Origin of the sequence: uncultured Campylobacter sp. (assembly GCF_938045345.1) — a bacterium.
Classification (GTDB): Bacteria; Campylobacterota; Campylobacteria; order Campylobacterales; family Campylobacteraceae; genus Campylobacter_B.
In genome coordinates this window covers 21,936-38,034 of record NZ_CALIMS010000020.1, presented here as the reverse complement: position 1 = coordinate 38,034, position 16,099 = coordinate 21,936, and the positions used below count along the sequence as shown (strand labels likewise).

Genomic DNA, 16,099 nt, shown 5'->3' with positions numbered 1-16,099 from the left:
CATATTTTTTCTATAAGGAGTAGGAAATGCCGGTTAAGAACCGAATGAGCTCTAACAAAACAAAAAGAGCAGGATGCAATAGGACTCATGCCCAAAAAGCGGGCGACAAAAAACGTCGCAAAAAGAAATAATCTCGCGTCGAAATTAGTCGCGAAATTTATCTAAAAAGCGCTGAGGTCTTAATGCTTCGGCGCTTTTTAGAATTTAAATCGCGCAAGCGATCAAATGAATAAAATTTTAAAATTTCATCGCAAGAGAATTTTATGAAATATGAGATAATCGACGTCCATACTGCACTAGAAATCGTTTTTAAAAATTTTAAATGGGCGCTGCTCATTGGAATTTTGCTGTTGCCGTTAGGCGTGGGTGCCGTGATTTTAGTGCTTTTGCCGTTTCAAAGCATTTTGATCTACAATAAAAACAAAAAATACCTGATCGATATGCAAACAGGTAAAATCACTTTCCCTAGAAGCGATGTTGAAAATAGCATTGTAGCCGTTTTGCTCTGCGCGCCGTATTGGAATTTAATGCGCAGCAGAACCGTCACGGCAGATCAAATCGAGGATATGCGCTTAGAGAAAAAAAGAGGTAAAAAGCGCAAATATTTCTAAAATTTTTCTAGCGGTGATTAAATTTTTTAGGATGAGCTCCAAAAATGCCAAAACCGCTAGATTGGGGCGGCGCATTAATGATATCCAAACAAGATATTATCTCTACGTCTTTGGAAGCTTCGGCTCGACGGGATTATATTTTTATGACAAACAAAAGCGCGACGAGGTACGTAACGCCATACGAGAATGCGTGCGTAAATTTAGCGCTAAAAATATAGATAGGAATTTATTCTGAGATGATAATTATAAATCGAATGTTTTCGGGCGGCTATTTGAACGAGAGCTTGGGGCACGAAATCATCAATCTTTTTAAGGCAGACAACGGCAGGCACTACATCTACGTAAATCCTTACGGCACGATAAACGAGGATGCGAAGAATGCGCACAAAGTTCTTTTAGTGCGTGCTATCTCGAAACATTGTTTTGAAATTTTAGCTTGCGCTAGCGAGTTAAAGCTGCTTTTGAGCGATGAGCTTTTTGCCTGCGGCAGAAAGCGCGGCGCTAAAGAGGAGCTTAAAAGACAATCCGAAATGATTGAAGCACAAAATATCGCTTACGGCGGCGTGCCTCTAAACGAGCTATTTGAAAGCGAAAACGATAGCCCCAATGCGGCGTATATAACATTTGAGACGTCGAATTTTAAAAAACCGAAATTTAAATTTTACATCGTTGATGATGAGAAACTGATAGACGAAACGCATTTTTTAGTGCCATTTAAATTTTCCTCGCAATCTTTGAAGCAATATGTCCGCCACGAAAGCGTGCTGGATAAAATTTTCGCGCCCGAGCTTTGGCAGAGCGGCGACACTGCGAAGCGGATCAAACGAGATGAAATTTTAAATTTTAAAGCTAAAGAGCAAAATATCTTAGAGATAATCGGCAAGATGGACGATGAGTTAAGCTTTTCAAATTGGATAGTCTATTATCTGCGAAACGATGCGGAACTATTTTTAAAATTTGCGAGCGAAATTTTACGGCTAAACATAAGTGAGGACGCGCAAATTTTAAGAGAATACAAAAATATAGATATTTTCATAAAAGATCAAAACCACGCAATCGTCATCGAAAATAAGATCAAATCCGGTATCAACGGGATAAGACACGATTTGCAAAGCGGCGTAATACGCTCTCAGCTAGATAAATACTCAAAGATTGCCGATAAGCAGGATTCAGGCGGCAGAGCAAAGTGTTTTTTGCTTCTACCTGATTATAGCTATGCGGATAGAGAGTTGGCAAAATTTGATGAGTATGGGCGCTATTCGGTCATAAGATACAGCGCGCTTTTAAAATTTTTTGAAACTCACGAATGCAGCTTGAAATTCTACGACGAATTCAAAGACGCGCTGCGAAAGCATGCGAGCGAATACAAAAAAGATTTTTATGAAATCATGGGAGAGCGGCTAATTATGATAATTTTGCGGCATAAGGGCTTATCGTCGTAATTTATATTGCGATGCACAAAAGACATCCTAACATGCATAAATAAATTCCACTATTGATCGATCTGCATAAAGTCCCATATTTCTTAAATAGATTTAAAGCAATATTTGGCTATTATCACGCTTCATTTTTTCACAAAGGAAACCTAATGTTAGAAGGTATCGTTAGAGATAGTATCGGTAAAAGGGCTTCAAAATCCCTAAAACGAGATGGTTATCTAATCGCTAATATTTATGCGAAAGGATTTGAAAATATTAACGCAGCGTTTAAAGTAAACGACTTTATCAAAGCTATGCGCGCAAAAAAAGATCTTCCTTTCGAGGTTAGCGTGGGCGGTAAGACATATCGCGTTATAGTGCAAGAATACCAAAAGCACCCCGTCACAAATACCCTAACTCACGTAGATTTGCGAGTAGTTCAGGATGACGTCGTAAGCAAATATTTAGTGCCGGTTAAGGTAACTGGCGTCGCTAAAGGACTAAAAAACAAAGGTATTTTGGTGCAATCCAAGCGCCGTATCGCCGTAAAATGCGCCGGCAAAGATCTACCAAACGATTTTACGCTCGATGTGAGCGATCTTGACGTAGGCGATTCGCTTTTGATCCGAGACATTCCGGTAAAAGAGGGCGTCAGCATCATCCTAGACGGCTCAGTAGCGGTAGTCGGAGTCACTTCGGCTAAATAGGGGCGCCTATGATACTGATCGCAGGACTTGGGAATCCTGCTCAGAAATACGCAGACACCAGACACAATGTCGGTTTTATGCTAATCGACGAAATTTTAAAGACGGGCGGCTTTAGCGAGCTCGGCTCGTCTAAATTCCAAGGCGAGCTCTTTAAAAAGGGCTCGCTGCTTCTTTTAAAACCCCAAACTTTTATGAACTTAAGCGGCAACTCCGTAAAGGCCGTGAATGATTTTTACAAGCCCGAGCGCATCATTGTGGTGCACGACGATATAGATTTGGATCTGGGCGCCGTTAAATTTAAAAAAGGCGGCAGTAGCGGCGGGCACAACGGCATCAAATCGATCGATGCGCTAATCGGTGCAGATTACGAGCGCGTGCGTATCGGCGTGGGCAAAAAACGGCAGGACCAGGATGCGGCAAATTTCGTGCTCGGAAATTTTAACGAAAGCGAGCGCGAAAAGCTAGGCGAAATTTTACCCTACGTCGCGCGCGCGGTAGAGGAGCTCATTTGCTCGGATATAGAGCAGATCGCGCAAAAATTTACGATTAAAAAGGCTAGGGTGTGAAGTTATACGTAAAATATGCGGCTCTTTCCTATCTGAAGTATTTTTTTATCCTGCTAATAGCCCTTGAGTGCTTTTATGTAGGCATCGATGTGCTTACCAATCTCAAAGATTTTCCTTCAAGCGCGAATACCGCTCTTTTGTATATCGCCCTAACGGCTGCAGTCGCGCTTAGCTACACGCTGCCGCTAAGCCTCATTTTCGCGCTGATTTTAATGATGTTTAATATGATTAGAAGCAACGAGCTGGTGAGCTTTTATGCGCTTGGGGTTAGCAAAAACGCTCTGATAATCCCTCCATTTTTGATCGCACTTGCGATTACTGCAGGCTTTATAGCTTTAAATTCTACTCCGTTTGCATACGCGCTAAAATTTCAAAAGAATTTAACCGATTTATCGCCTACGGGAGGAGATATGTTTTTGAAATTTGAGGGTAAATATATCTATATCAAAGCTCTAAACGGCAAAAACGCAAATGATATAACGATCTTTAATATAGGGGATAACTCCGTTGCTTCACGCTCGCATGCAAGCTCTGGCGAATACGCAGGCAAAATTTGGCATCTGCGCGATATAAATACCACTACTTTACCAGCGCAGCTTAAGCTTGGAGGAAGTGGATTAAGAAGTAAGCTTAGCGCGCAGAGTGAGGCGCTTAAAGGCTTTGATCCAAGCTCAATTGCGAGTGTTTATGATACGAGTAATGTATATTCGATCAGGGATGCTTTGCGTTCGATCCGCACCTTTTCGCATCAAGGCGTGAATATCTCCACTATAAAAGCAAGCCTTTATAATATGATATTTTTTCCGTTGTTCGCGCCCTTGGCGGTGTTAGTGCTGTATTATTACCTGCCCGTTACGGGACGGTTTTTTAATCTTGCGCTGCTAAGCTTCGGATTTTTTATCGCTACGCTATGCGCTTGGGGAGTGCTTTTCGTGTTAATTAGGTTTTCTCTCAACGGCGTCATCATCCCAGAACTTGGCATTATCATGCCCATAACAGCGCTATTAGGCTTTGCAGCATTTTTGGTTTTTAAGCATCGTTAAGCCTTGATTTGTTAGAATGGCGCAAAATTTATCGATGGAAATTCTATGGATTATTCAAGCTTAGCCCGCAAATACGGCACCCCTTTATACGTTTACGATTTTAACGAGATACAAAAGAATTTCATAGCGCTCAAAGAGGCCTTCGCAGCGCGCAAATCGCTCGTTTGCTTCGCTATTAAAGCCAATTCCAACCTTAGCGTTTTAAAGTTTTTGTCAGATCTGGGTAGCGGCTTTGACTGCGTCAGCATTGGCGAGCTGCGCCGCGCTCTGTATATCGGCGCAAAGAACTATAAGATCATATTCTCTGGCGTCGGCAAGCAGGATAGCGAGCTCGAGTTTGCGCTAAAGTCAGACATCTTGCTGATAAATTTAGAAAGCGAAGCCGAGATGCTGCGCCTCGAGCAAATCGCACAAAAGCTAAATAAGCCCGCTCGTATCAGCATCCGCGTAAATCCAAACGTTGACGCCAAAACCCATCCCTACATCTCCACGGGGCTAAATGAGAACAAATTCGGCGTCAGTATCGAGACTGCGCGCAAGATGTATATCTACGCCAAAAAGAGCAAATTTTTAAATCCCGTCGGCATCCACTTTCACATCGGCAGCCAGCTCACGGAGATCGCGCCGATCTGTGACGCCGCAAAGATCGTAAGCGATCTGCTGCGAGAGCTGCGAGCTCTTGAGATCGATATAAAATTTTTCGACGTGGGCGGCGGCATCGGCATCCGCTACGAGGATGAAAAACAGATCGTGCTCTACGACTACGCGCAGGGGATTTTGCGCAGCCTAAGCGGTCTAGACGTCACGATCGTGTGCGAGCCGGGGCGCTTCATCGCAGGGGCTGCGGGGGTATTTCTTACCCGCGTGCTTTACGAAAAACAAAACTGCGGCAAGCGCTTCGTCATCGTTGACGGCGCGATGAACGATCTCATACGCCCGAGCCTCTACGGCGCGCACCATAAAATCGAGCTTGTAAGCGAGCAGAATTCCGCCTGCGAAAGCTTCGCGAGCCAAAGCGACACCGAGAATTCTACGGCGCAGAATTCCACGCATAGCAAAGCTTTCGGCATCGAGGCTAAGTCCGCTTCAGAGGATTTCGCACCGCAAAATTCTACGCCGCAAAACGGCGTTTCACAAAGCTTGCAAGGAAATTTCGCGCCACAGAATTCCTCTAATCTAAGCTCCGCCGTGGATAATTCTGCGCCGCAAAGCTCTGCAGAGAGCTTAAGCCTCTGCGACGTCGTGGGACCGATCTGCGAAAGCGGCGATTTTTTGGCCAAAGGGGTGAGCTTGCCCTGCTTGCAAAGCGGCGATCTGCTCGCGATCAAAAGCGCCGGCGCCTACGGATTTTCGATGTCGAGCAACTACAACACCCGCTGCCGCGCCGCCGAGGTCGCGGTTTACGACGGACAGGACCGCCTGATTAGAAAGCGCGAGAGCTTTGATGATCTAATCGCGCTCGAAAAGGATCTCGTATGATCCGCGCGGCGAGCCGTCCAAAACAGGGTGCGATCTTAAATTTCAAATCCGAGTGCGCTGCAGCTTTAAATTTTAATGCCGCAGTGAGAGCGACCCTAAATTTTAAACGCACCGTCGCTTTAAATTCCGAGCCTGAACGCGCCGCCGCTTTAAATTTCAAATCCGAACGAAATGCGCCTCTAAATTTAACGCCAGAACGAAGCCCCGTTTTAAATTTTAATCGCGGCTCTTTAAATTTTAGATCCCGCTGCGACGAATTTTATCGCGCCTTCTTAGCGCGCGGAAGCTACGGCGCAGTAATTGCAAGCGATGAAATTTTAAGTTCGCGCGGTAAGAATTTCAAAGCACAAAGCAGCAAGAGCGGCGGCATGAAATTTCTAAAACCGAAATTTAGGGGCGAGCAAAAGGAGGATTGTGATGCAAAATATCGATGATCTGCGCGTTTGTATCGATAGGCTGGATGATGAAATTTTGCGCCTTATCGACGAGCGCATGGGGTTTGTCAAAAAGATCGGCGAGCTAAAGCAGACCGCGGGCAGCGCGATCTACCGCCCGGAGCGCGAGCACTCGATCATCAGCAGGCTGGACGGCGGAAAGGCACGAAATTTAAGCAAAGAGGCGATCGAGGCGATATTTTTTGAAATTTTTTCGGTTTCGCGAAATTTAGAAAAGCCGCAGATCGTCGCGTTTTTAGGGCCTTTCGGCACCTATTCGCACCAAGCCGCCAAGAGCCGCTTCGGCGCGGTAAGCTCCTATTTGCCGCTCTCAAACATCGAGGCGGTCTTTAAGGAGCTTGATAGCGGCGAGGCCAAATACGGCGTCGTGCCGATCGAAAATAACACCGAAGGCGCGGTGGGAGCGACGCTTGATTGCTTGCGAAAATACGAGGGCGTCAAGATTGTCGCCGAAATTTATATGGATATCCACCACTGCTTTGCGAGCCACTGCGACGACGTAAGCACGGTGGATCAGATATTCTCGCATCCACAAGGATACAATCAGTGCCTTAAATTTTTAGACGATCACGGCCTTAGCGGCGTTAAATTTACCGCGACCAAATCGACCGCGCTTGCGGCGCAGATGGCAGCCGCCACGCCGCACTCCGCCGCGATCTGCTCCAAGATCGCCGCCGATCTTTACGGCGTGCCGATGATGTTTCAAAAGATCGAGGACAACTCCGCTAACCGCACGCGCTTTTTCGTGCTGAGCGACTTTAAAAATCAAAAGAGTGACCGCAACAAAACGAGCATCCTAGCCAAAACCGACGACCGCCCAGGCGGGCTCGTGGACTTTTTGCAGATGTTTCGCAACGAGGGGATAAATTTAACCAAGCTTGAAAGCCGCCCGGTAAAACTTAGGGATTTTAAATGCGTCTTTTATGTCGATTTTGAGGGGCATGTGGATGATGAACGCGTGGCGCGCGTGCTGCAAAACGCGCAGAAAAACGGCCACGAAATCACCTGGCTGGGAAGCTATATAAACGGAGGGGAGTAATGAAATTTAACGAATTTGTAGAAAATCTAAGCAATTATGAAGCGGGGAAGCCGATCGAGCTTGTGGTGCGCGAGCTGGGCATCCCAAAGCAGGACGTGCTAAAGCTTGCCAGCAACGAAAATCCCTTCGGCACGAGCGAGGCGGTGCAGGAGGCGATCGCGCAAAACGCGGCACGCGCGCATCTATACCCCGATGATTCGATGTATGAGCTAAAGGGCGCGCTCGCCTTAAAATTCGGCGTAGAGCCGCAAAATATCATCATCGGCGCGGGCAGCGATCAGATCATTGAATTTGCGCTGCACGCCAAGCTCAATTCGCGCCGCGCGATACTGCAAGCGGGCGTCACTTTCGCGATGTACGGCATCTACGCAAGCCACTGCGAGGCTAAAGTTTACAAAACGAGCGCTCAGGAGCACGATCTAGCCGAGCTTTTAAAAATTTATAACACGCACAGGGATGAAATTTCGGTCATCTTTTTGTGCGTGCCAAACAACCCGCTAGGCGAGTGCTTGGATGCGGAGGCGGTGTATGAGTTCGCCGGCAGCGTAGATGAGGACACGCTTTTGGTGATAGATGCCGCATATAACGAATTTGCGGCGTTTAAAGATAAACGCAAAAAGCTCGATCCGAAATTTTTAATTCAAAATTTTAAAAACGTGCTCTATCTAGGCACCTTTTCAAAGGTCTACGGCCTGGGCGGTATGCGCGTAGGCTACGGTATCGCGCCGCGGCAAATCATAAGCGCGCTTTATAAGCTGCGCCCGCCTTTTAATATCACGACACTTAGCCTCGCAGCGGCGATTGCGGCGCTAAAAGACGAGGCTTTCGTGCAAAAAAGCCTGCAAAACAACGCCGCGCAGATGAGCCGCTTCGAGGATTTTGCGCGCGAGCGAAATTTAGAATTTATCCCTAGCTACGCAAATTTCATCACGTTCAAACTTAGCCCGCCGCTAGATAGTAGCGAGCTTTGCGATAGGCTTCTGCGCCGCGGCATCATCATTCGAAATTTAAAAAGCTACGGACTAAACGCCGTGCGTATCACGATCGGCACGCAGGGGCAAAACGATCGCGTCTTTGGCGCGCTGGGAGAAATTTTGAGTGGATATTAAAAACAAAAACTTAGAGGAGCTACGGGAGCTTTGCACGCAGATCAGGGCGCGCATCATCGAAGTCGTAAGCAAAAACGGCGGTCATCTAAGCTCAAATATGGGCGCGGTCGAGCTCATCGTGGCGATGCACTACGTATTCGACGCCGCGAGCGATCCGTTTATCTTCGACGTGAGCCATCAAAGCTACGCGCACAAGCTTTTGACGGATCGCTGGGAGGAGTTCGGCTCGCTTAGGCAGTTTGGCGGTATCAGCGGCTACACGAAGCCTAGCGAGAGTAAATTTGATTACTTCGTCGCAGGACACGCCTCAACATCGATCTCTTTAGCCGTGGGCGCGGCAAAAGCGATAAGCCTAAAGCACGAAGATCGCGTGCCGGTCGTACTCATCGGCGACGGCTCGATGAGCGGCGGTATGACTTATGAGGCGATGAACGAGTTAGGAGATTTGCGCCTACCCTGCATCATCATCCTAAACGACAACAAAATGAGTATCAGCAAGCCCATCGGCGCCTTTAGCAAATACCTAAGCCAAGCGATGGCGGGCGAGACCTATCAAAAATTTAAATCCCACGTAAGAGAGCTGCTCTCCCACGCTCCGCAAAGCGCCACCTATATGGCGAAACGCTTTGAAAATTCCTTAAAGCTCATCATCCCGGGGATGTATTTTGAGGAGCTCGGGCTCGAATACATAGGCCCGGTCGACGGTCACAACCTAGCCGATCTCATATCGGCGCTAAAGACGGCAAAAAGCGCGCGCAAACCCGTCGTCGTGCACGCTCAAACGATCAAAGGCAAGGGCTACGACAAGGCGGAGGGCTATTTGGAGAGCTGGCACGGCGTAGGGCCTTTCGATATTCAAAGCGGAGAATTTAAGAAAAAATCCGCCGCCAAAAGCGCCACGCAAATTTACGCCGAGGCGCTTTTAAATTTAGCCGCCAAGCATGAAAACGTCGTGGGCGTAACCGCCGCGATGCCAAGCGGCACCGGCATGGATAAGCTGATCGAGAAATTTCCCCACCGCTTCTGGGATGTGGCGATCGCCGAACCTCACGCGCTAAGCTCGATGGCTGCGATGGCGCGCGAAGGCTTTAAGCCGTACGTTACGATATATTCGACCTTTATGCAGCGCGCGTTCGATCAGATCGTCCACGACGCAGCAATTATGAATCTAAGCTTAGTCCTTGCGATGGATCGCGCGGGCATCGTGGGCGAGGACGGCGAGACGCACGAGGGGGTCTTTGACGTGAGTTTTTTAAATGCGATCCCGAACATCAGCATGTGTGCGCCGCGGGACGAGGCGAGCTTTAAACGGATCATCGAGTACTCCTACGCGCACGAGGGGGTTTTGGCGATCCGCTATCCGCGCGGAAGCTTTATTTTAGACTGCGAAATCGATACGCCTGCAGTAGAGCTTGCAAAATCGGTCTTTTTAAAGCGCAGCGATAGCTCGCGCGTAGCGCTGATCGGCTACGGAAACGGCGCTGGTAGAGCATACAAAACGGCTGCGGCGCTGGAGGGGCAGATAGAGGTGGATGTCGTAGATCTAGTCTTTGCAAAGCCTTTGGACGCCGAGTTTTTGCAAAATTTGGCTCGCAAAGATAAAATTTGGTACGTCTTTAGCGACAATGCCAAAAAGGGCGGCGTCGGTGAAATTTTAAGCGCATTTTTGCAGGAAAATGAAATTTCGGACGTAAAGATCGTGAGCTTCGAGTTTGCTGATATCTTTTTACCGCACGGCAAGACCGCCGACGTGGAGCGTAGCTTGGGCTTGGATATCCAAACTCTAACCGAGCGAATATTAAGTGATAAAAAGTATTAGTTAATATCAACTTTGTTTAAAGTAAAATTTGATAATATCACTTTAAAATTTTTGAAGGACAAAAATGAGCCACGTAGAACTACTCAAAACCTGCGGTTTGAAAGCAACTCCGCAAAGATTGTGCATCCTAAAGGTGCTCGATCGCCACGAACATCCAAGCATAGATGACCTATACGAGGGGATCAAGGAGGACTATCCATCTATTTCGCTAGCGACGGTTTATAAAAATTTAAATACCCTACTCGACGAAGGGGTCGTAGTCGAGGTCAATGCGCCGAATAAAAAGAGCCGCTACGACATCTATCAGATGCCGCACATCCACGTCGTATGCGAAAAATGCGGCAACGTCACGGATCTTTTCATGGACGATGCCTTTAATAAGGACGTTTTGAAAAACATCGAGCGCAAAGCGGGCAATTTCATCCGCAAGCTAAATATCACGGCTACGGTCGAAGAATGCGAAAAGTGTAGATAGTTTAAAGAATTTTCTGCTATTATTACCCACTTTATTTTTGGAGCGGGTATGCAAACTAAGCGTAAATTTTTATTGAGCGACGATTCGATTCTGCGGACGCTAGAGCGTGTGGGGCTAAAATGTCGCAAGGTAAAGATCGCTTGGTTTTATACTTCGTTCTACCCCGAAATTTACTATATCCGCCAAAACGACGAGTGCTCTTTGCACCACAAAAAAGAGGATCTCGACAGACAAACTCTAAATTTTAAAATTTCAAAAGATGATTTCAAAGAGGCTTTAAAAAGCAGGATAGCCCGCGTCGTGCAAAAGAACCGCTACGGCTTTGCTAACGACGAGGCGGAGTTTTGGTTAGAGCTTTACGGCGGCGAGCTAAGCACGCTCGTGATTTTACGAGCGAAATTCCAAAGCGAGGCGACAAGTGCAAATTTTGATTTTGCAAAAACCTTCGGCAACAGCGATTTTTGCGAGATCACCGACGATTACCGCTACAAAAGTCGCTATTTGGCGCGCTACGGTATGCCGCCGCGCTCGCTTGATTTCGCGCACGCCCGCAGCGTTTTTAAAAAATTTAGCCGAGTTAAATTTTTCGCTCAGCCCTATGCGGACAGCGTTAAGCTCGCGCGCTTGGTGCTTGAGCTGGCATGGACGAGGGCGTGTGCCGCAAAAAGCGAGTATCAAAAAAACCTTGCCCCCGAAGCTCTTCACGAGCTGCGCGTGCAGATCCGCAAATTTAGAGCGGTTTTGAAGCTGTCCGCGCCGCTTTTCGAGGCGGAAAAAAGGGGCGAAATTGTAAAACTGCTCGCAGGATTTATGAGCCGCACCAATCAGCTGCGAGACCTTCACGTTTTTGCGGAGTTTTTGAAGGCCGACGACGCGCCTGCGAGCTTTTTGCAGCAGCTAAATCTTATCGCAAAGCGCTCGGAGGATAAAATTTTAGAATTTCTCTCTAGCGCGGAATTTGCAGATTTAAACGGCGCTATTAGCGGCTTTTTAAGCGGCGCGGACGGCATCTACGCGCGTAGCGAATATGAAAAAATTTCAAAAAAGTTCGCCTCCGCCCGCCTTTGCAAGCTGATTAAAAGCTTGCGCGTGGAGCTAAAAAATTTGCAGCAAGGCTCATCTCTGCAGGTATTTCACGACGTGCGCATAGGGCTAAAGAGGCTGCAATACGCGCTTGAAATTTTTGCAAGAAGCTTTGATGAAGGCTGCGTCAGGGAGCTGTTTAAACGCACCAAGGCCGCCTGCGAGGATTTCGGCGCGCTGCAAGATATCAGCGTGTGGCAAAATTTCATCGCGATCTATCAAAAAGCAAGCGATAAAAGCGGCGTCGCGTTTGCGTATCTGCTGGCTCTGGACGCCCGTCTAAACGACCGCCGCGCCGAGCTGGAGGAAAAAATTTTAAATGAAAAAGAGGCTCTTTTGCGCGCTCTGAAAAGATCGCTGCGCAAAATCAAAGCATACGAATAAGGAAAGCCCGTGCAAAAACAGGAAAAAATCATAAAGATGTTCGATGAGATCGCGCCTACCTACGATCTGGCAAACCGCGCCATCAGCTTCGGCGTGGACGTTTCGTGGCGCAAAAAAGCGGTCGAACTGACGCTTGAAAAGCTTAAAGGAAGGCTCGTGAGTATCGCCGACGTCGCGTGCGGTACGGGCGATATGATAAGCTCGTGGCGCGACGGCGCAGCTCAGCACGGCGTGCAGATCGAGCGGATCGTGGGAATCGATCCGAGCGAAGGAATGCTCGAGGTAGCGAAGCAAAAATTTCCTAGCTGCGAGTTTATCAAAGCGACTGCGGGCGCCACGACGCTGGATGACGCGAGCGTGGATATTTTAAGCATCAGCTACGGCATAAGAAACGTCGTGGAGCTAGATGCGGCGCTTGCAGAGTTTAACCGGATCGTCAAACCGGGCGGCTCGCTCGTGGTTTTGGAATTTACCAAAGCTGCAAGCGGCGGGCTCGCGTTTAAAATCAGAGATTTTTACGTGAGTAAAATTTTACCCAAAATCGGCGCCTTTATCTCGAAAAACAAAGAAGCCTACGAGTATCTGCCAAGCTCCATTGGCAGCTTCCTAGACGCCGCGAGCTTTAGCGAAAAGCTCAAAAATGCGGGCTTTGAGCTGCACGTGCAAAAGGGCTTCAGCTTCGACGTCAGCACGCTTTTCATAGCGGAGAAAATCGCGCGGAAGAGCGACGATGCTTAGCGTAAGCGAGCTAAACGCCCAAGCCAAGACGCTTTTGGAAACGAGCTTTAGCTTCGTCGAGGTCGAGGGCGAAATATCTAAGTTTAGAATTCAAAGCACGAGCGGGCACTGGTATTTCACGATCAAAGACGCGAGCGCGGCGATCGATTGCGCGATGTTTAAATTTAACGCCGCGCGGATAAATTTTATCCCCGCCGTCGGCGATAAGCTTATCGTAAGCGGCAAAGTCTCGCTATACGCCCCCACGGGCGCGTATCAGATCCAAGTCTCAAACATCCGCAAAAGCGGCGAGGGCGAGCTGGAAGCAGCATTTGCTGCGCTAAAAGATAAACTTAGCAAAGAGGGTCTTTTTGATGCCACACACAAAAAGCAGCTTCCGAAATTTGCCCAAAGCATCGCGATCATTACAAGCGCGGGTTCCGCGGCGCAGGCGGATATGCTTCGCACGGCGCAGGACCGCTTCGCGCTTTGCAAGATCGATCTGTATAACGCACTAGTGCAAGGCGAAGGCGCGCCTGCTTCGATCATAAGCGCGCTGCGCGTAGCCGACGCGAAGGGCTACGATGCGATCGTCATCGCTCGCGGCGGCGGCTCGCGCGAGGATCTGTGGTGCTTCAACGACGAGGCTCTGGCGCGCGCGATCTACGCGGCCAAAACGCCCGTCATCTCGGCGGTCGGGCACGAGATCGATTTTAGCATCAGCGATTTCGTAGCCGATCACCGAAGCCTCACGCCCACCGCCGCGATGATCGACCTGCTGCCCGATATTTGCGCGATCTTTCAGAGCCTAGACGGCATAAGCGACGCGTTTGATAGGCTGATAAAAGATAAAATTTCATCCGCACAAAACGTGCTGAGCCTCGCAGCTTTAGAGCTTAAATCAAAATCGGTCGAGCCAAAAATTTCAGGCTCGCTTGCAAAGCTTTTAAATTTCGAGCTTAAATTTAAAAATTTCATCGGCTCCAAACTAAGCACCGCAGAGCATACGCTAAGCGCTAAGGATGAGCTTTTGGCGCAAAAGGCAAAATTTTTTGAGATCACCAAAGACCTCGTTCAAATCCAAAAGGGCGGCAAAACGGTGAGCTTGGGCGAGCTTGCCGCAGGCGACGAGTTCGTCCTTTGCTCACAGCAGCTCAGCAAAAACGCAAAAATCATCTAAAGGAGGCAAAATGGATAGAGTAATAAATTTTAGCGCAGGACCTAGCACCATCCCGCTGAGCGTGCTAAAGCAGGCGCAAGAGGAGCTGTTAAACTATGCAGGGCTGGGATTTTCGATAATGGAGATCTCGCACCGCACCAAAATTTTTGAGGAGGTTCTGCATAGCGCGATGAGCCGCGTGCGCGATCTCTACGGCTTTTCGGATGATTTTACGATTCTATTTTTGCAAGGTGGCGCGAGCCTTCAGTTCGCGCAGGTGCCGATGAACCTATACGTAGGCGGCGTCGCAGAATACGCCAACACGGGCAACTGGACGAGCAAGGCGATTAAGGAAGCGGGCGTGCTCGGCATAAACTACCGCGTGGTCGCAAGCAGCGAGGATAGTAAATTCGACCGCATCCCCGAGGTTAAATTTTCAGACGACGCCGACTACGGCTACATCTGCTCGAACAATACCATCTACGGCACGCAGTATCCGCAGCTACCGCAGTGCGGCTGCCCGCTCGTGGTCGATAGCTCGAGCGATCTGTTTTCGCGACCCGTGGATCTTAGCAGCGTGGGGATGTTTTACGGCGGCATTCAGAAAAACGGCGGGCCCGCGGGCGTTACGATGGTTGCGATCCGCAAGGATCTGCTAGATCGCGCGAACCCCAAAACGCCGATGATCCTGCGCTACAAGACGCAGGCGGATGCGGACTCGATGAGCAACACCCCGAATACCTTCGGAATTTACATGCTAAATTTAATGCTCGGCTGGATCAAGGATGAGATCGGCGGGCTCGCGGCGATGCACGAGCGCAACAAGCGCAAAGCGGCGCTACTTTACGGCGCGATCGATGCTAGCGGAGGCTTCTACCGTGGCCACGCGCAAAAAGACAGTCGCAGCCTGATGAACGTGAGCTTTAATATCGCAGACGCCGCGCTTGAGCCCCTTTTCGTCGCGCAGGCGGAGTCGGAGGGGATGATCGGGCTTAAAGGACACCGCGTCTTAGGCGGCATCCGCGCCTCGATCTACAACGCGATAAACTACGAGGACGTAGAAAAACTAGTCGCTTTTATGAGCGAGTTTGCGCGCAAAAACGGCTAGCAGCGGTTAAATTTAAAGGATTTGAACGCAGCTCGCGCCTATAGACGAGATCGTTTAGGATCCGCGCTTGCCTTGCCGCTAAGCTGGTATTTGCCATAGTCCTCGCTTTTATAGCTGGTATTTTGCGGCAGAAATAGCTTTGATGCGGCTTAGATTTCGCCGCTAGAATTTTATTGAAGATGAAATTTTATGATGTTAAAATTTTGCATTGGATGAAGTCTGATGGCTTTGATTTTGCAGCGGCGAGCGGACTTGGCGCTGCTGGGATTTATTAGGTAGTATTTAATATTTAAAACGCTATTATCGGTGTTCGAGGATGGAAGGCGGTTTATTTATGTAGGCGCAGGTTTAGCGTATCTAGCGCCTAAATTTAAGCTTAACCCTAAAAACAGGCAAAATTAAACGAAAGGATTTAAATGAGTTTTAAGAGATTTTTTGCAGTAGCGCTTGTGGCGGGCGCTTTCGCTTCGGTGAGCGCAGAGGCTAGCGCTGCTGGGGATTTTTGTATCAAAAATGGCGGCGAGCTGATCGTCCGCAAAGACGGCAACGGCGTGGATTACACCGTTTGTAAGCTGCCTGATGGTACTATGATCGACGCTGAAGAATTTTATAAAACAGGCGGCGATTTAAGTAAATTTAAGAGCGTAAATCGATAGAATTTTATCGCTTGTGAGATTTGCGGCAGCGAAATTCCATAAAATTCTGCGTCAAAATTCCTCTTTAAAATTTAGATGAATTCTAACTAACAAGCGTTAGCGCAAGTAAATTATTTGGGTACTTTATACAAAGTGAGGGCAGCAGAGTGATGGAAAAAATTCAATTATCCAAACGTCAACGATGTGTTGAGATTTTGCTCTAGTAAGGTGCTGAAAGCGGCGGCTACGCAAAGCAGAAATATTTTAAGCGACTTAACGCGACGCGCAGGAA

At 48.3% G+C, this 16,099-nt stretch carries 17 protein-coding genes; all 17 read left to right on the top strand.

The features are described from left to right. Nucleotides 1-263: 263 nt before the first annotated feature. The 17 genes from Q0144_RS04905 to Q0144_RS04825 all read left to right on the top strand — a co-directional run bounded on the left by Q0144_RS04905 (nt 264) and on the right by Q0144_RS04825 (nt 15,828). Nucleotides 264-611 carry a hypothetical protein gene (locus Q0144_RS04905; protein ID WP_298062230.1) on the top strand — a complete coding sequence of 116 codons (348 nt, stop codon included), beginning with the start codon at nt 264-266 and terminating at the stop codon, nt 609-611. Between the two features lie 61 nt (nt 612-672). After that, on the top strand, nt 673-846 hold the full coding sequence (locus tag Q0144_RS04900) for a hypothetical protein (protein WP_298062228.1): 174 nt from the start codon (nt 673-675) through the stop codon (nt 844-846). 1 nt (nt 847) lies between these two features. Then, entirely contained in the window at nt 848-2,053 is a 1,206-nt protein-coding gene (locus Q0144_RS04895; protein WP_298062226.1) for a PD-(D/E)XK nuclease family protein, read from the top strand. Between the two features lie 146 nt (nt 2,054-2,199). Beyond that, on the top strand, nt 2,200-2,736 hold the full coding sequence (locus Q0144_RS04890) for a 50S ribosomal protein L25/general stress protein Ctc (protein ID WP_298062224.1): 537 nt from the start codon (nt 2,200-2,202) through the stop codon (nt 2,734-2,736). 8 nt (nt 2,737-2,744) lie between these two features. Continuing rightward, on the top strand, nt 2,745-3,302 hold the full coding sequence (gene pth, locus Q0144_RS04885) for an aminoacyl-tRNA hydrolase (RefSeq protein WP_298062223.1): 558 nt from the start codon (nt 2,745-2,747) through the stop codon (nt 3,300-3,302). Beyond that, entirely contained in the window at nt 3,299-4,345 is a 1,047-nt protein-coding gene (locus Q0144_RS04880; RefSeq protein ID WP_298062221.1) for an LptF/LptG family permease, read from the top strand. The genes pth and Q0144_RS04880 overlap by 4 nt, the downstream gene beginning before the upstream one ends. Nucleotides 4,346-4,390: 45 nt before the next feature. Then, nucleotides 4,391-5,824 (top strand): diaminopimelate decarboxylase, encoded by a 1,434-nt coding sequence (gene lysA / locus Q0144_RS04875; RefSeq protein WP_298062219.1) that lies wholly within the window; start codon nt 4,391-4,393, stop codon nt 5,822-5,824. Further along, nucleotides 5,821-6,258 (top strand): hypothetical protein, encoded by a 438-nt coding sequence (locus Q0144_RS04870; RefSeq protein ID WP_298062217.1) that lies wholly within the window; start codon nt 5,821-5,823, stop codon nt 6,256-6,258. The genes lysA and Q0144_RS04870 overlap by 4 nt, the downstream gene beginning before the upstream one ends. Continuing rightward, nucleotides 6,242-7,318: a prephenate dehydratase gene (gene pheA, locus Q0144_RS04865; protein WP_298062215.1), complete on the top strand. Its 1,077-nt coding sequence runs from the start codon at nt 6,242-6,244 to the stop codon at nt 7,316-7,318. Before Q0144_RS04870 ends, pheA begins: the two co-directional genes overlap by 17 nt. After that, nucleotides 7,318-8,427, top strand: coding sequence for a histidinol-phosphate transaminase (gene hisC / locus Q0144_RS04860; protein WP_298062211.1), 1,110 nt, complete (start codon nt 7,318-7,320; stop codon nt 8,425-8,427). Before pheA ends, hisC begins: the two co-directional genes overlap by 1 nt. Continuing rightward, nucleotides 8,417-10,246 carry a 1-deoxy-D-xylulose-5-phosphate synthase gene (gene dxs, locus Q0144_RS04855; RefSeq protein WP_298062209.1) on the top strand — a complete coding sequence of 610 codons (1,830 nt, stop codon included), beginning with the start codon at nt 8,417-8,419 and terminating at the stop codon, nt 10,244-10,246. The genes hisC and dxs overlap by 11 nt, the downstream gene beginning before the upstream one ends. Before the next feature lie 64 nt (nt 10,247-10,310). Beyond that, complete coding sequence (locus Q0144_RS04850; RefSeq protein WP_298062207.1) at nt 10,311-10,721, top strand: Fur family transcriptional regulator; 411 nt, start codon at nt 10,311-10,313, stop codon at nt 10,719-10,721. Between the two features lie 48 nt (nt 10,722-10,769). Next, nucleotides 10,770-12,188 carry a CHAD domain-containing protein gene (locus Q0144_RS04845; RefSeq protein ID WP_298062205.1) on the top strand — a complete coding sequence of 473 codons (1,419 nt, stop codon included), beginning with the start codon at nt 10,770-10,772 and terminating at the stop codon, nt 12,186-12,188. 9 nt (nt 12,189-12,197) lie between these two features. Continuing rightward, nucleotides 12,198-12,926 carry a bifunctional demethylmenaquinone methyltransferase/2-methoxy-6-polyprenyl-1,4-benzoquinol methylase UbiE gene (ubiE, locus tag Q0144_RS04840; RefSeq protein ID WP_298062203.1) on the top strand — a complete coding sequence of 243 codons (729 nt, stop codon included), beginning with the start codon at nt 12,198-12,200 and terminating at the stop codon, nt 12,924-12,926. Further along, nucleotides 12,919-14,085 carry an exodeoxyribonuclease VII large subunit gene (gene xseA / locus Q0144_RS04835; protein ID WP_298062201.1) on the top strand — a complete coding sequence of 389 codons (1,167 nt, stop codon included), beginning with the start codon at nt 12,919-12,921 and terminating at the stop codon, nt 14,083-14,085. The genes ubiE and xseA overlap by 8 nt, the downstream gene beginning before the upstream one ends. 10 nt (nt 14,086-14,095) lie before the next feature. After that, complete coding sequence (gene serC / locus Q0144_RS04830; protein ID WP_298062199.1) at nt 14,096-15,172, top strand: 3-phosphoserine/phosphohydroxythreonine transaminase; 1,077 nt, start codon at nt 14,096-14,098, stop codon at nt 15,170-15,172. 416 nt (nt 15,173-15,588) lie between these two features. Beyond that, on the top strand, nt 15,589-15,828 hold the full coding sequence (locus Q0144_RS04825) for a DUF333 domain-containing protein (RefSeq protein ID WP_297880494.1): 240 nt from the start codon (nt 15,589-15,591) through the stop codon (nt 15,826-15,828). The last annotated feature ends 271 nt before the right edge of the window (nt 15,829-16,099 follow it).

Excerpts from the sequence above, each read along its gene's own strand:
- hisC (WP_298062211.1), top strand. The coding sequence starts at position 7,318 with ATGAAATTTAACGAATTTGTAGAAAATCTAAGCAATTATGAAGCGGGG.
- Q0144_RS04845 (WP_298062205.1), top strand. The coding sequence starts at position 10,770 with ATGCAAACTAAGCGTAAATTTTTATTGAGCGACGATTCGATTCTGCGG.
- xseA (WP_298062201.1), top strand. The coding sequence starts at position 12,919 with ATGCTTAGCGTAAGCGAGCTAAACGCCCAAGCCAAGACGCTTTTGGAA.
- lysA (WP_298062219.1), top strand. The coding sequence starts at position 4,391 with ATGGATTATTCAAGCTTAGCCCGCAAATACGGCACCCCTTTATACGTT.
- Q0144_RS04825 (WP_297880494.1), top strand. The coding sequence starts at position 15,589 with ATGAGTTTTAAGAGATTTTTTGCAGTAGCGCTTGTGGCGGGCGCTTTC.
- pheA (WP_298062215.1), top strand. The coding sequence starts at position 6,242 with ATGCAAAATATCGATGATCTGCGCGTTTGTATCGATAGGCTGGATGAT.
- Q0144_RS04905 (WP_298062230.1), top strand. The coding sequence starts at position 264 with ATGAAATATGAGATAATCGACGTCCATACTGCACTAGAAATCGTTTTT.
- Q0144_RS04895 (WP_298062226.1), top strand. The coding sequence starts at position 848 with ATGATAATTATAAATCGAATGTTTTCGGGCGGCTATTTGAACGAGAGC.
- Q0144_RS04850 (WP_298062207.1), top strand. The coding sequence starts at position 10,311 with ATGAGCCACGTAGAACTACTCAAAACCTGCGGTTTGAAAGCAACTCCG.
- serC (WP_298062199.1), top strand. The coding sequence starts at position 14,096 with ATGGATAGAGTAATAAATTTTAGCGCAGGACCTAGCACCATCCCGCTG.
- Q0144_RS04870 (WP_298062217.1), top strand. The coding sequence starts at position 5,821 with ATGATCCGCGCGGCGAGCCGTCCAAAACAGGGTGCGATCTTAAATTTC.
- pth (WP_298062223.1), top strand. The coding sequence starts at position 2,745 with ATGATACTGATCGCAGGACTTGGGAATCCTGCTCAGAAATACGCAGAC.
- Q0144_RS04890 (WP_298062224.1), top strand. The coding sequence starts at position 2,200 with ATGTTAGAAGGTATCGTTAGAGATAGTATCGGTAAAAGGGCTTCAAAA.